We start from the raw sequence: 13106 nt of genomic DNA on the forward strand, positions 1-13106 counted from the left end.
TTCTTATTGTTTTAGGTTGTGATTTAAACCAACGTGATTCACTTCATTGGAATCCGGACTTAATAAAAAATAGAAAGGTTATTTACATAAACAATCAACTAGAAAAAGTTAACTTACATTATGAACCCGATATAAATATTTTCTCAAACATTGATTTGTTTTTAGATAATATTAATTCAAAAGATTTTTTTAATAAAGATATGTTGCAGTTCAGAAAAAAGTGGGTAAAAAAACTAAAAAATATTCCTTTATACGACAATATAAAATATGAAAAAGGCTGTAATAGTATTCATCCGGGAGATGCAATAAATATATTGGAAGACAAACTATCTAAGAATATTAATGTTGTAGTGGACTCTGGGGCTCATAGAATATTCATGGCTCATTTTTGGAAATCTAAAGGAGGTGGCGATTACCATACATCTAATGTTCTTGCTCCTATGGGGTGGGCAATATGTGCAGGAATTGGTGTAAAACTTGGTGACCCGCAAAAAGAATGCTTAGTCGTTACTGGTGATGGATGCATGTTAATGCATGGTATAGAGATCCAAACTGCTGCAAAATATGGGCTTAAAATTATTTTTGTCATTATGAATAATAATGCACATGGTGCAATTCATATAGATACAATGAAAAAACAAGGTGTTTCTGAAGATTTTTCTAAACTACCAAACCATAATTGGAAGACTTTTGCTGAAAGCTTAGGAGTTAAATCATATTTGATTAAAACACTGAAAGATTTGGAAGACACTCTTGTAAATATAAAATCTGAAAATGGTCCAATTATATTAGATATTGAGGTTGGCAACTATTTTCCACCTAATGATTTTTACTCGCATAGTGTGATGTCTGCTGAAAAAACAGGAGGGTTTAACTTGGTAAACTATACATACTCATCAGGAGTTTACCATGAGCAAGAAACACAAGACGTATACGGCAGAATTTAAAGCTGAAGCGATCAAAGCAATAGAAGCCAATCAAGGCAATGTATCCCAAACAGCTAGAGAACTCGGCATTTCCATGCAAACCCTTTCGAACTGGAATACAAAGGCAAAGGCAGGGACTTTAGCCGGTACAAAACAGTATTCACCTGATCTAAATGCTTTACTCGAAGAAAATAAAAAACTTAAACAGCAGCTTAAAACAGCCGAAATGGAACGTGAATTTCTAAAAAAGGCAGCAGCGTACTTTGCCAAAGAAAGTCAGTAAGGTACGCCTATATGAAATCGCAAAGACACTTATTTCCTATTATTTTGATGGCTCGCTTACTTCACGTATCAGTTTCATGCTTTTATGATTGGCTAAAACAAGGTGTGAGTAAACAATCAATTCAGCGAAATCAACAAGCAATTTTGGTCAAAATAGCACATGAGGAAACGAAACAGAGCTATGGCTATATTCGTTTAACCAAGCATTTACAGGCTCAGGGCGTAAAAATTAGTGCCTATGCCGTTCGTCAGATAAAAAAGTTAAATCAGCTGTATTGTAAGCGCCACAAGCGTTTCAAAAGAACAACGAACAGTGACCATAACCGAGCGATCTATCCAAATTTGCTTGAACAACAATTCTCAATGATTAAACCAAATCAAGCGTGGTCGAGTGATATTACGTATATATGGACAACTGAAGGCTGGTTGTACTTAGCAGCTGTAAAAGACCTTTACACGAAACAAGTGGTTGGCTACAGCTTAAATGAGCGTATGACAGCCAAGCTTGTTTGTGATGCATTGAATATGGCTATTCGCAATCAAAAACCAACTAAGGACCTCATTGTGCATTCAGACAGAGGCAGCCAATATTGCGGTCATGAATATCGAAACTTACTTGAAAAATGTGGCTTTCAGGGTTCAATGAGCAAGCGTGGCGATTGTTACGATAATGCACCGATTGAAAGCTTCTGGGGCATACTCAAAAACGAATTGGTGCATCATCATAGCTATAAAACGAGGGAAGAAGCCAAAGCGGAGATTACAAAATACATAGAGTTATTTTATAATCAACGAAGAATTCAAAAAGGTTTGGATTTTAAGACACCAAATCAAATGGCAGAGGACTTTTGCAAGTTGGCTGCCTAAAATCTCCCAAGTGAAAGTCTCCTGATAATTCAGCACACATCAATTAATATAAACTGGCGTAACACAACATTAAAAGAGTTTACCATATCTTTTAACATTCACTTAGTAGCTAGATTTTTAGCTTAATCTAATAGCGATTGACTCCTAAAATATTAGAAATCAATCTCTTATTATTTATATGATATTTAAGATGAAATTATTTGTATACATGGTAAGTCGCATAAGTTTTAATAGCTACATTTGTTTGTACACCACTTGCCTGTCTGTTTGAATCCCAGTGATAAATACTTGTTCTATCAGGTCGAGGGCTTATACCTCCCCATTTACTATCTGTTCCATTACACTTACCACCAGTTTGTATGTATGCACCCTTATATACACCTTGTTTCCAACGACGTACCACAACTTGAATAGGTTGAGCTGTATATCCTGGATTTAGTGATATATTCCATCCAAATGTTGTTGTAACTGTTTGTGTTTTAGAAAATCCTGCATTTATACTACCAGGAAGGCGTTCACCAACTGTAGGAAGTTTATCAAGATTTAATGTTCCCCCCACATTAAAAGCATAAGCAGTTGAGACAGCTTTACTCCATTGGTAATCACACCTTTGAACACCTGTAGTTGGACATTTATATGGCTGACCACGCCATATCCAATCATCCCATGTATTTCTAGCTTGCTGTTGGTAAATTAGCTGGGAGTTATCTCCTAATATTACTGGTTCATTATGAGGATAAAGACATTCATCAGCAAAAGCTTGAGTCATTGATGCAATTATAAGTATAGATAATGTAATATATTTCATGTTTATCTCCTTATAGACCGAATATATCATTTACAGTATTTGATACATTATCATTTGTACCTGATGCTTTTGATCCATATACACTTGATGAAATAGGTGTCATATCATAACCACTATCATTTATACTTTTTTTGATCATAATAGCTTCAGAATTCACAGAGAATCCTATTAATTGTTTAGCAAGTGTTTGAGCAGTTCCCATACCTGCTTTAGCATCAATAATAATAGTAAGCCCTTGATCTAAATATTTTAGAATTTGAGATATTTGAGCTGAAGATATAGGTTTACTACTATCAATAATGATAGTGTCATAATTTTGTGAACTAGTTTTAAAATTTTGATTAAGTTGTTGAAAAACAAAACCTGATTGCCCATTGACAGGGTAAATAACTTTTTGTGCAGGTTTATCATCATAATTAATTAAATCTTCTGCAAAAGTAGAAGTACTCCCCAATACTACTGCTGCAATTAATGCCATAACCATCTTATTACATTTAAACAATTTTAAAGCCTCTTTATATTTTAAAATAAGTTATAGTAAAGCCATCTTAGCTTTACTATTCTTAGTATATGAAATTTATATTTAAGTATCATTATTAATAAGTGACATAATAATTTTTGATATATGCTGAAAAAACAGGAAGCTACATACATTCATAAAGTGATGTCTGCTGAAAAAACAGGAGGGTTTAACTTGGTAAACTATACATACTCATCAGGAGTTTACCATGAGCAAGAAACACAAGACGTATACGGCAGAATTTAAAGCTGAAGCGATCAAAGCAATAGAAGCCAATCAAGGCAATGTATCCCAAACAGCTAGAGAACTCGGCATTTCCATGCAAACCCTTTCGAACTGGAATACAAAGGCAAAGGCAGGGACTTTAGCCGGTACAAAACAGTATTCACCTGATCTAAATGCTTTACTCGAAGAAAATAAAAAACTTAAACAGCAGCTTAAAATAGCCGAAATGGAACGTGAATTTCTAAAAAAGGCAGCAGCGTACTTTGCCAAAGAAAGTCAGTAAGGTACGCCTATATGAAATCGCAAAGACACTTATTTCCTATTATTTTGATGGCTCGCTTACTTCACGTATCAGTTTCATGCTTTTATGATTGGCTAAAACAAGGTGTGAGTAAACAATCAATTCAGCGAAATCAACAAGCAATTTTGGTCAAAATAGCACATGAGGAAACGAAACAGAGCTATGGCTATATTCGTTTAACCAAGCATTTACAGGCTCAGGGCGTAAAAATTAGTGCCTATGCCGTTCGTCAGATAAAAAAGTTAAATCAGCTGTATTGTAAGCGCCACAAGCGTTTCAAAAGAACAACGAACAGTGACCATAACCGAGCGATCTATCCAAATTTGCTTGAACAACAATTCTCAATGATTAAACCAAATCAAGCGTGGTCGAGTGATATTACGTATATATGGACAACTGAAGGCTGGTTGTACTGATGTGTGCTGAATTATCAGGAGACTTTCACTTGGGAGATTTTAGGCAGCCAACTTGCAAAAGTCCTCTGCCATTTGATTTGGTGTCTTAAAATCCAAACCTTTTTGAATTCTTCGTTGATTATAAAATAACTCTATGTATTTTGTAATCTCCGCTTTGGCTTCTTCCCTCGTTTTATAGCTATGATGATGCACCAATTCGTTTTTGAGTATGCCCCAGAAGCTTTCAATCGGTGCATTATCGTAACAATCGCCACGCTTGCTCATTGAACCCTGAAAGCCACATTTTTCAAGTAAGTTTCGATATTCATGACCGCAATATTGGCTGCCTCTGTCTGAATGCACAATGAGGTCCTTAGTTGGTTTTTGATTGCGAATAGCCATATTCAATGCATCACAAACAAGCTTGGCTGTCATACGCTCATTTAAGCTGTAGCCAACCACTTGTTTCGTGTAAAGGTCTTTTACAGCTGCTAAGTACAACCAGCCTTCAGTTGTCCATATATACGTAATATCACTCGACCACGCTTGATTTGGTTTAATCATTGAGAATTGTTGTTCAAGCAAATTTGGATAGATCGCTCGGTTATGGTCACTGTTCGTTGTTCTTTTGAAACGCTTGTGGCGCTTACAATACAGCTGATTTAACTTTTTTATCTGACGAACGGCATAGGCACTAATTTTTACGCCCTGAGCCTGTAAATGCTTGGTTAAACGAATATAGCCATAGCTCTGTTTCGTTTCCTCATGTGCTATTTTGACCAAAATTGCTTGTTGATTTCGCTGAATTGATTGTTTACTCACACCTTGTTTTAGCCAATCATAAAAGCATGAAACTGATACGTGAAGTAAGCGAGCCATCAAAATAATAGGAAATAAGTGTCTTTGCGATTTCATATAGGCGTACCTTACTGACTTTCTTTGGCAAAGTACGCTGCTGCCTTTTTTAGAAATTCACGTTCCATTTCGGCTGTTTTAAGCTGCTGTTTAAGTTTTTTATTTTCTTCGAGTAAAGCATTTAGATCAGGTGAATACTGTTTTGTACCGGCTAAAGTCCCTGCCTTTGCCTTTGTATTCCAGTTCGAAAGGGTTTGCATGGAAATGCCGAGTTCTCTAGCTGTTTGGGATACATTGCCTTGATTGGCTTCTATTGCTTTGATCGCTTCAGCTTTAAATTCTGCCGTATACGTCTTGTGTTTCTTGCTCATGGTAAACTCCTGATGAGTATGTATAGTTTACCAAGTTAAACCCTCCTGTTTTTTCAGCAGACATCATCATTATGATTAGTGGTTTTTGGATTCTAGTTGCTAGTTTGCTATTTGCAGTAATGGGTTTTTTAGTTAAAAAAGCATCTATAGATATAAGTTTATTAAATATTTTATTTTATCGAACTTTAGTTAATTTAATACTTTGTTTTTTTATTTTAAAAATAAAAAAACAAAGTATTAAAACACAATTCTTAAAATTAAACTTATATAGGGCTGTTTTAGGTAATTTAGCAATGTATTGCAATTTTTATGCAGTTGCTAAACTTCCCATTGCTGCTGCAACTGCATTGATGTATACCAATCCAGTTTTTCAAACTTTAATTGTTTTTACTACGAGTAATAAAAAAAAATCTTACCTTATTTTTGTTGTAATATTTCTATCACTATTAGGTATTTATTGTCTTTTAGACCCACATTTTACAGATTTTTCAGGAACAGTTATAGGTTTATTAGCAGCTATATTAACAGCTTTTGCATACTTTAATGTAAAACAGCTTATTAGTGCAGGTGAATCAGATATTAGAGTCGTTTTCTATTTTTCATTAGTAGGGGTTGTTATATCATTCATTAATCAGCTGTTTTCAGGATTTTACTTACCTTCTATTTTTCAAATTTATTTGTTAATAGGCATAGGAGTCAGCGGTAGTTTTGGGCAGATATCTCTAACAAAAGCATATGGTTATGGTAACCCAATTGTAATATCTACTTTATCATATAGTACAATTATTTTTTCAACTTTGTTAGGATACTATTTTTTAGGAGAACGAATATCTTTAAAAATGGCATTTGGAATACTACTAATAATTACTGCAGGAGTAATGGTGATTCTTCTTAATAAACATACCAATATAAAATAGAATAGTTAGTATGTATTTTTGTCCATTTTTTTAGAGTTATATTATTTTTATAATAAAAATAATATAACTTTGTAAGTCCATGATATGGAAAATGTATCTAATAACACTAAACTATATAGAATACTAATATTTCTATCACTTGGTTTAATGGCAGCACTGCTTAATAGTAGTACCCCAACCCCCTTATATCCAATATATCAAGCAAAATTAAATTTAACAGCTGTTAACTTAACTGCTATATATGGGGCCTATGCTGCTGGAGTTCTATGTTCACTATTGAGTATAAGTAAGCTAGCACATAAAACTAGGGATTTGAGAAAATTAATAATACCAGCTTTAATAATTGTATTTTTAGGATCATACCTATTTTCTGTGTCTAATTCATTCATCTCTTTATGTTTGGGACGTCTTTTGGCGGGTGTAGGTACTGGTGCACTAACAGGAGCTGCTAACTTAGCCTTAGTAAAATTTACGAAAAATGATAATGGAAAGTTAGCAGCTCTGATAGCCTCTTTTTCCTTTACTTTGGGTCTTGCTTTAGGGCCAATTTTTAGCAGTGTTGCACTACACTTTTCTTTTTACCCAACGGTAACACCTTTTGTAGTAATCATGGCTATAGCTACTTTGAGTATAATAGGTATATTCTTATGCTGGCCTAAAAATAGTGTACCTGATGTAAAACAAAATAGAGAAGATGATAAACATACGCCTGATAAACTAATAAAAGCATTAGACAAGGCAGGACCACGTTATTTACTAGCCTCGTTTTCCTTGTTTTTTTGTTGGGGAATTGCTGCAGTGATACTAGCTGTCGGTCCTAGTATTTCAGAGAAAATTCTACATGCTCAAAATAGCCAGATTTTTGGATATTTGGTTGCAATATATCTATTAATTGCTGGATTCAGTCAGATTATATGTCGAAAATTTGAAGCGGAGAAATCATTAAAATATGGTTATATTGCACAAATAATTTCTTTATTTCTATATTTGGTTTCTATTATAAAAATAAATTTTATATTTTCATTATTAGGTTTAGCTGTTGGTGGCTATGCATATGGAGCCGTTTTTGTTGGTAGTGCGACTTTAGTAAATAAAATTGTTCCAAAGCATAATCATGCAAAACTAATTTCTGTATTTTACATAATAGCTTATATTGCAAATTGGATACCTCTAATTCTTGGTATTTTTATTGATAAATATGGTCTTTATACCTCTTCATATTACTTATTAACATGTATTATTTTTATAAGTTTAGGACTATTATTCACTCAAACAATTCTCCAATCTAGAAATAATATAGCTAATGTAACTAGCACTTAAAGTTTGAGAAATTGGTCAAAATAATATTTATATTTCCACATACTAAAACTCAATATAGTTTGTAATCTATATTGAGTTTTAGTATGTGGAAATCATTACAACAGATTTATGTAATGAGTGGCTTGAAAAGCAAGATCAGTCTGAATAGCTACTCATTTTGGGGATTTTATATATAGAACAGTCTAAACTTAGAATGTTAAAAATTGATTTTTTCATCTAAAGCCTTACCCGCTTTAAAGGTTATAGCCTCTTTTGTCTCAATCTTAATAACTTCATTTGTTTTAGGATTACGTCCTAAGCTTTCTGCTCTTTTTTTACTGCAAATGTTCCAAAGCCGATCAAGCGAATATTCTTGCTTTCAACTAAACCCTCTTCCAATGTTTCAAGAACAGCATTAAGTATGGCTCTCGATTCTTCTTGGGTGCAAGTTTGGCAAGTAACTCTGCTTTGTTCATAACTAATCCTTGAATGATAAAGCTAGCTTAATGAGTGTTGAGCTTCATAATATTTAATAAAATATTTTCAACCGTTTTTTGGGTTGATTTATCTTGTGTATCAAACCAATGATTAAATTGATTCACAGTCGCTGATTCATCTTTGATTTTACGCGTTGCTAGAAACTCTTGGAAAGGGATTGCAGCCTTAAAATCTTTTTCTGTCAATTCAGGAATATCAGAGAAATCGATTTCTTCATCTTTAATTTCAGAGATCTCTTTCATTCGTGTGGGGTTTGCTCTTTGAGCAAGTACCTCTTCAAGTGTTTTAGTGACTATTGCCATTGTTTAACCTCACCTTTACTCAATTTTCGTGCTGAAATAATGCGAGTAATTTCCTCACCATTTTCATCCCTGTAAGTATGTGCGACAAGCAAAATATTGTAACTATCTAACATTCTACCAACTGCTAAATATACTTCTTCATTTGTATTGGTTGTTGTATCTGGAACAATTTTTAGCATTGGATCAGCAAATATAAGCATTGCATCTTCAAAGCTAATTTTATGCTTTTTTTGATTCTTCTGGTTTTTAATCTCATCCCACTCATATTTCATGACTAAATCTTTTCATCTAATCCAAAAAGTATTCTGTCACGATTTTCTGTTAAATACTTATCTAAATCAGCAAGTATTTTTTCTTTATTTTCATCATTCTGCATTTTCTTCAATAGGTAAGATCCGAGCAGAATCTTTCTGCGAGTATCATCTTTTCGTTCTTGCTCTTTTTTCTTAATTCTTTCTCTTGCTTCGAATGCTTGTTTTTGTGCTTTTAGCTGTTTGAGTTTTTCAGATTGTTGTTCAATTTTCTCATCTAATGTGAGCTTTTTAGTCACTTTTTTTTCAGTACTCATCATGTCTACCAAGTCAGGGATTATTCTCGATCATAAAAGCCTTTGAACTAAAGTTCAAGACGCTATATGATACTCAAAGAATCCCGAAGTGAAGCAAGGGCGCACTTATCCATTGAAAAAATATAACTGCGTTATATTTTTTCAATGGTAAGCACGAAAGGGGTTTCACCCCTTTACCCCAAAAGCACTATTAATAAATAACGAAGAGTAAAAAATTGGCGATATATCATTTTTCAGTTAAGAACATAAGTCGAAGTGAGGGCCGCAGTGCTGTCGCTTGCGCTGCTTATCGTGCTGCTGAAAAACTGATAGATAATAAATACGGCAAAGTACAAGATTACACTCGAAAATTAGGTGTTGAACTTGCTCAGATTTATGCACCTGACAATATAAGTACTGATCTATTGAGTCGAAACGAACTGTGGAATGCTGTTGAAGATCGAGAAAATCGAAAAGATGCCACACTGGCGAGAGAGTTTGAAATTGCATTTCCACATGAACTCAACCAAGAACAACGAAAAGAAATGCTCAATGACTTATGCAAAAAAATTGTTCAAAAATACAATGTCGTTGTAGATGCTGCGATTCATGCCCCACATAAAAATAATGATTCTGATGATCGGAACTACCATGCTCACATCCTATTTACGACGAGATCCATTGATCTAGAAACAGGACTTTTTGCAGATAAAAAATATCGTGACTTCAACAAAGAAAAAGGCAGTAAAACAGTCAAAGAATGGCGTGCTGAATTTGCAGAACTTATTAATCATCACTTAGAAAAAGCTGGCTTTAGTCATGTCGTTGTAGATCATCGTAGTTATGCAGAGCAAAATATTGAAAAACAAGCGACACAGCATGAAGGGCCTGCTGTCACTGCTTTACGCAGACAGTATGAACGAGAAAATAAAAAACCAGTGAATGAGCGAAAGTCCAAGATTGTGTTGCCAGAAGTCGCAAAAAAGAACGATGCCATTAAAGCTTTTAATTTAAATCTTGAAATCAGGGCTACAGAACAACTGCTATCAAAAATGAAGAGTGAAGCAAATAAAAAAGCTTTTGAAAACATTATCAATAATGCAAAACAGCAAAATGATAATACCAAAGCGGATATTTTTGACCGGTTAAATGCAAGCATTGAGAAGTTTAAAAAAGAATCTCTATTTTCACAGCTTAACGCTCGTATTGAAGAACAAGCAAATGCTGCAAAACAAGAACAAGAAATGATTGAATCTCAAAGCGTTAAGCATGAAAGTATAGAGAAAGAGGCTGAAGTACAGCCTAAGCCTGAACCGAAAAAAGCAGAGCCACAACAGAAAAACTCAACAGATCACAGTCAAAGTTTTGATTGTTAAACTGGGGATTCACTATGAGTGAACAACACATTACAGCCATGCTAACAGAGATGTCATCTACGCTACAGATACTATCTCAAGTACTTGAGCACGAGAAAACAAAACATTTTGAACTACTGACCGAACTGAATACTCGTATTACGGATTCACAAGAAAATATCAAAACTGATATTCATGATTTTATAACAAACATTGAATTAACTGAGCTTGCAAGTGTTGTTCATCAATCCAGCAACAATATCAAAAAACAGCAAACCAATCTTAAGCATTTAGATGATGAAATTCAGCAAATATCTACACATGTGAATAACAGCATTGAAACACTTGAGCATAATACAGAATATCTGACTGAGAAAATTGAAGAGAGTAGTCAGTTAATTGGTTCTAATCTGATTAAACAGATATCACTCAATGTTAAAGATAACATTACAACACAATTTATTAACCAATTTAAAGAACAGAATCAACAGCTTGTTTCGGAAATATCTGAAGCAAATGAAACTGCTGTACGTGGGTCAATAGTCATTTATAAGCGTTTGACTGAGGCAGTTGAAACAGTTAAAGAACAACATCATTCTAGCCTTGAAGATTTTAGAAATCATGTTGATTCTTTTAATAAAAAAATGACAGCTGCCATTAAGCGTGTTGATCAGGCATTTTTAGATGTGCAAGAAAAGAATAAACAAAACATGGATAAGCTCTATGATTCATGTGCCACGTTCCAAGAGCAAGTTATTAAAAAACTAAATACTGAAACAGCTCAAATCAATGAAATATTTGACCAAAAAATTACGGATATTTCTAAAAGAATGGATGATCAAATCAGTCAATCTTTTGAAAAAATGAGTGATGTTGAGCAAAAAATTAATGAAAAAAATGAGAAAATCACTGCAAATTTAGAGAGAAATACGGAAAAAAGCCTAGGAATAACGCAAAAAATTATAGAAAAACAAGAAGTCTTATATCGAAATTTATGTGACAAACTGACTATTAAATATTTTGCTCTCAATACAATTTCTATTCTTTTTGTGGTGTTCATCATTTTGGTTCTTCAACATCCGCAGCATCAAAACGATATTGAGAAAATATCTGACTTCAATAATATTGGTCAAGTCAAAATCAAAAATTATTAGCAGACAACACAAAATTATCTCAGCTTAGAGTTTATTCGCTCAACTTTACGAAACAGTCGATAAATGAGGTTAGGAAGAAGTTTCCAGAGCTAGAAGTTACTCTTAATTGCAAATCACTCGATTAAAGGCTGTAGGGCCTTATTTTTATTAGCCAAGTTAGTTAGGTAAAACAGATTAAACTCTTCCTTAAAAAGCTTAGAGCTCCATATACAAGTATATGTAACTATGTTTTAAGACTTTTTAAAGATAGTTAACTACTCCCAGTTCACTTTTATAAACTTTGTATTTTATTTCTATTTTAGCTAGTGTCTAAAATTACATTAGATTATTCTTTTATACTGTATAACATTCTACTTCTGGGATATCAAAACTCAACTGAATTTTTTATTTAAAAATAATAATTTTAATAATTTTAATAATTTTAATAATTTTAATAATTTTACGCCCATTTTTTTTATTAAAAAAATCAATACCTTAAAGGTGTATATCTATACGTTTATATCGTCTTATCTATACGTTTATATCGTCTTATCTATACGTTTATATCGTCTTATCTATACGTTTATATCGTATTGATATACCTTAAAAATTAAAGTAATATAAAATACATTAAATAATAGAGTATTATAATTTGGCTAGTGATCTAATTATAAAAAATAATGCATTAATTGACGCAAAGTTATACATTAAGTCTTGTAGAGCAACGTCTAATAGGTTTGGCTTTAGTCAAAGCAAATAATCAACGACAGGAAGTTACAAGTAATACAATACTTACTATACATGCCAGTGAATATGCAGAGCAGTTTAATACATCACAAGATATGGCTTATAGATCCTTAAAAGAAGCATCAGAGCGTTTATTCTTACGAGATTCTATACTTTGTATGGTCTGGATTTTGGACAAAATAGTACCTTTAAACCTCCTGAAAAAAACTAAAGAGTTCAGATGTCTCAACTGTGATGAAGTCAAGGTGGGTACAAAAAGGCGGGGACTAACTGAAAAACTTGGATTACTACATTTTCAATTTACTGATGATGTTGTTAGTCTAATTTCAATTTCAAAGAATACTTTACAAGTTATTACCTATCGAACAAGAAATGCGGTTGAATTTACTAGTACTTATACACCGGCTTTTTGAATTATTAATGAAGTGGGAAAGTGTAGGACATATTCCATTTATTGAGATGGAAAAACTCAGAATCCTCGCACAGAAAAACAATATAAAATTATTTCCAATTTTAAGCTACGTGTATTAGATATTGCAGTAGAACAAGTGAATCAGTTTTCCGATTATACTATTAAGTATGAACAGCATAAACAGGGTCCATGAATTACAGGTTTTTCATTGAAAATTAAACAAAAGAATCCGAAGAAAGTCCCTTCAGGTAGTTTCTCTAAAGATAAAAATACTATTGATTTATTTACAGGATTAACTGAAAAACAAATTAGATTTTTTGCACATAAACTTGCTCACGATCACGAT

Annotated in this window: 15 protein-coding genes and 2 pseudogenes; 10 read left to right on the plus strand and 7 right to left on the minus strand. The window is 33.2% G+C overall.

The window, feature by feature from the left end:
• Nucleotides 1-947: thiamine pyrophosphate-dependent enzyme (locus tag AC1MPL_RS12065; RefSeq protein ID WP_479766278.1), on the plus strand; the 947-nt coding region annotated here is incomplete at its 5' end.
• A protein-coding gene (locus AC1MPL_RS12070) for an IS3 family transposase (RefSeq protein WP_479764079.1) occupies nucleotides 910-2075 on the plus strand; the annotation gives its coding sequence in 2 pieces (ribosomal slippage) (nucleotides 910-1168 and nucleotides 1168-2075; 1167 coding nt in all). The genes AC1MPL_RS12065 and AC1MPL_RS12070, both read left to right, overlap by 38 nt.
• Before the next feature lie 196 nt (nucleotides 2076-2271).
• On the opposite strand, the gene AC1MPL_RS12075 is transcribed toward AC1MPL_RS12070, so the two are convergent.
• Complete coding sequence (locus AC1MPL_RS12075) at nucleotides 2272-2883, minus strand: hypothetical protein (RefSeq protein ID WP_479766279.1); 612 nt, start codon at nucleotides 2881-2883, stop codon at nucleotides 2272-2274.
• A gap of 10 nt (nucleotides 2884-2893) precedes the next feature.
• On the minus strand, nucleotides 2894-3361 hold the full coding sequence (locus AC1MPL_RS12080; protein WP_479766280.1) for a hypothetical protein: 468 nt from the start codon (nucleotides 3359-3361) through the stop codon (nucleotides 2894-2896).
• A gap of 147 nt (nucleotides 3362-3508) precedes the next feature.
• Here AC1MPL_RS12080 and AC1MPL_RS12085 point away from each other — a divergent pair, with 147 nt between their 5' ends.
• Complete coding sequence (locus tag AC1MPL_RS12085; RefSeq protein WP_479766281.1) at nucleotides 3509-3649, plus strand: hypothetical protein; 141 nt, start codon at nucleotides 3509-3511, stop codon at nucleotides 3647-3649.
• A pseudogene (locus tag AC1MPL_RS12090) lies at nucleotides 3612-4342 on the plus strand (IS3 family transposase); the annotation flags it as partial. The gene AC1MPL_RS12085 and the pseudogene AC1MPL_RS12090, both read left to right, overlap by 38 nt.
• A 42-nt stretch (nucleotides 4343-4384) precedes the next feature.
• On the opposite strand, the gene AC1MPL_RS12095 reads toward AC1MPL_RS12090, so the two are convergent.
• Nucleotides 4385-5550 (minus strand): IS3 family transposase gene (locus AC1MPL_RS12095; RefSeq protein WP_479764079.1). Its coding sequence is split into 2 segments (ribosomal slippage): nucleotides 4385-5292 and nucleotides 5292-5550, totalling 1167 coding nucleotides; the frame shifts between segments, so codons are not numbered across the junction.
• A 71-nt stretch (nucleotides 5551-5621) separates the two neighbouring features.
• On the opposite strand from AC1MPL_RS12095, the gene AC1MPL_RS12100 reads away from it, so the two are divergent.
• Nucleotides 5622-6467, plus strand: a complete 846-nt coding sequence (locus AC1MPL_RS12100) for a DMT family transporter (RefSeq protein ID WP_479766282.1) — start codon at nucleotides 5622-5624, stop codon at nucleotides 6465-6467.
• A gap of 84 nt (nucleotides 6468-6551) precedes the next feature.
• Complete coding sequence (locus AC1MPL_RS12105) at nucleotides 6552-7787, plus strand: MFS transporter (protein ID WP_479766283.1); 1236 nt, start codon at nucleotides 6552-6554, stop codon at nucleotides 7785-7787.
• A gap of 196 nt (nucleotides 7788-7983) precedes the next feature.
• Here AC1MPL_RS12105 and AC1MPL_RS12110 read toward each other — a convergent pair.
• From AC1MPL_RS12110 to AC1MPL_RS12125, 4 genes and pseudogenes are all read right to left on the minus strand, one after another.
• A pseudogene (locus AC1MPL_RS12110) lies at nucleotides 7984-8165 on the minus strand (HU family DNA-binding protein).
• A 104-nt stretch (nucleotides 8166-8269) separates the two neighbouring features.
• Nucleotides 8270-8566 (minus strand): hypothetical protein, encoded by a 297-nt coding sequence (locus tag AC1MPL_RS12115; RefSeq protein WP_479766284.1) that lies wholly within the window; start codon nucleotides 8564-8566, stop codon nucleotides 8270-8272.
• Nucleotides 8557-8838: a BrnT family toxin gene (locus AC1MPL_RS12120; protein WP_479766285.1), complete on the minus strand. Its 282-nt coding sequence runs from the start codon at nucleotides 8836-8838 to the stop codon at nucleotides 8557-8559. The genes AC1MPL_RS12115 and AC1MPL_RS12120 overlap by 10 nt, the downstream gene beginning before the upstream one ends.
• A 2-nt stretch (nucleotides 8839-8840) precedes the next feature.
• On the minus strand, nucleotides 8841-9134 hold the full coding sequence (locus AC1MPL_RS12125) for a mobilization protein (protein WP_479766286.1): 294 nt from the start codon (nucleotides 9132-9134) through the stop codon (nucleotides 8841-8843).
• Between the two features lie 215 nt (nucleotides 9135-9349).
• On the opposite strand from AC1MPL_RS12125, the gene mobQ reads away from it, so the two are divergent.
• The 4 genes from mobQ (at nucleotide 9350) to AC1MPL_RS12145 (ending at nucleotide 12953) form a co-directional block, all read left to right on the plus strand.
• Entirely contained in the window at nucleotides 9350-10489 is a 1140-nt protein-coding gene (gene mobQ / locus AC1MPL_RS12130; protein WP_479766287.1) for a MobQ family relaxase, read from the plus strand.
• Between the two features lie 14 nt (nucleotides 10490-10503).
• Nucleotides 10504-11622 (plus strand): hypothetical protein, encoded by a 1119-nt coding sequence (locus AC1MPL_RS12135; RefSeq protein WP_479766288.1) that lies wholly within the window; start codon nucleotides 10504-10506, stop codon nucleotides 11620-11622.
• 668 nt (nucleotides 11623-12290) lie between these two features.
• Nucleotides 12291-12761, plus strand: coding sequence for a RepB family plasmid replication initiator protein (locus tag AC1MPL_RS12140; RefSeq protein ID WP_479766289.1), 471 nt, complete (start codon nucleotides 12291-12293; stop codon nucleotides 12759-12761).
• A gap of 120 nt (nucleotides 12762-12881) precedes the next feature.
• Nucleotides 12882-12953: a hypothetical protein gene (locus tag AC1MPL_RS12145; protein WP_479766290.1), complete on the plus strand. Its 72-nt coding sequence runs from the start codon at nucleotides 12882-12884 to the stop codon at nucleotides 12951-12953.
• Nucleotides 12954-13106: the final 153 nt, after the last annotated feature.

This window comes from Acinetobacter sp. N1-1 (assembly GCF_056711485.1).

Excerpts from the sequence above, each read along its gene's own strand:
- AC1MPL_RS12075 (WP_479766279.1), bottom strand. The coding sequence starts at position 2,883 with ATGAAATATATTACATTATCTATACTTATAATTGCATCAATGACTCAA.
- AC1MPL_RS12080 (WP_479766280.1), bottom strand. The coding sequence starts at position 3,361 with ATGGCATTAATTGCAGCAGTAGTATTGGGGAGTACTTCTACTTTTGCA.
- AC1MPL_RS12085 (WP_479766281.1), top strand. The coding sequence starts at position 3,509 with ATGCTGAAAAAACAGGAAGCTACATACATTCATAAAGTGATGTCTGCT.
- AC1MPL_RS12100 (WP_479766282.1), top strand. The coding sequence starts at position 5,622 with ATGATTAGTGGTTTTTGGATTCTAGTTGCTAGTTTGCTATTTGCAGTA.
- AC1MPL_RS12105 (WP_479766283.1), top strand. The coding sequence starts at position 6,552 with ATGGAAAATGTATCTAATAACACTAAACTATATAGAATACTAATATTT.
- AC1MPL_RS12115 (WP_479766284.1), bottom strand. The coding sequence starts at position 8,566 with ATGGCAATAGTCACTAAAACACTTGAAGAGGTACTTGCTCAAAGAGCA.
- AC1MPL_RS12120 (WP_479766285.1), bottom strand. The coding sequence starts at position 8,838 with ATGAAATATGAGTGGGATGAGATTAAAAACCAGAAGAATCAAAAAAAG.
- AC1MPL_RS12125 (WP_479766286.1), bottom strand. The coding sequence starts at position 9,134 with ATGAGTACTGAAAAAAAAGTGACTAAAAAGCTCACATTAGATGAGAAA.
- AC1MPL_RS12135 (WP_479766288.1), top strand. The coding sequence starts at position 10,504 with ATGAGTGAACAACACATTACAGCCATGCTAACAGAGATGTCATCTACG.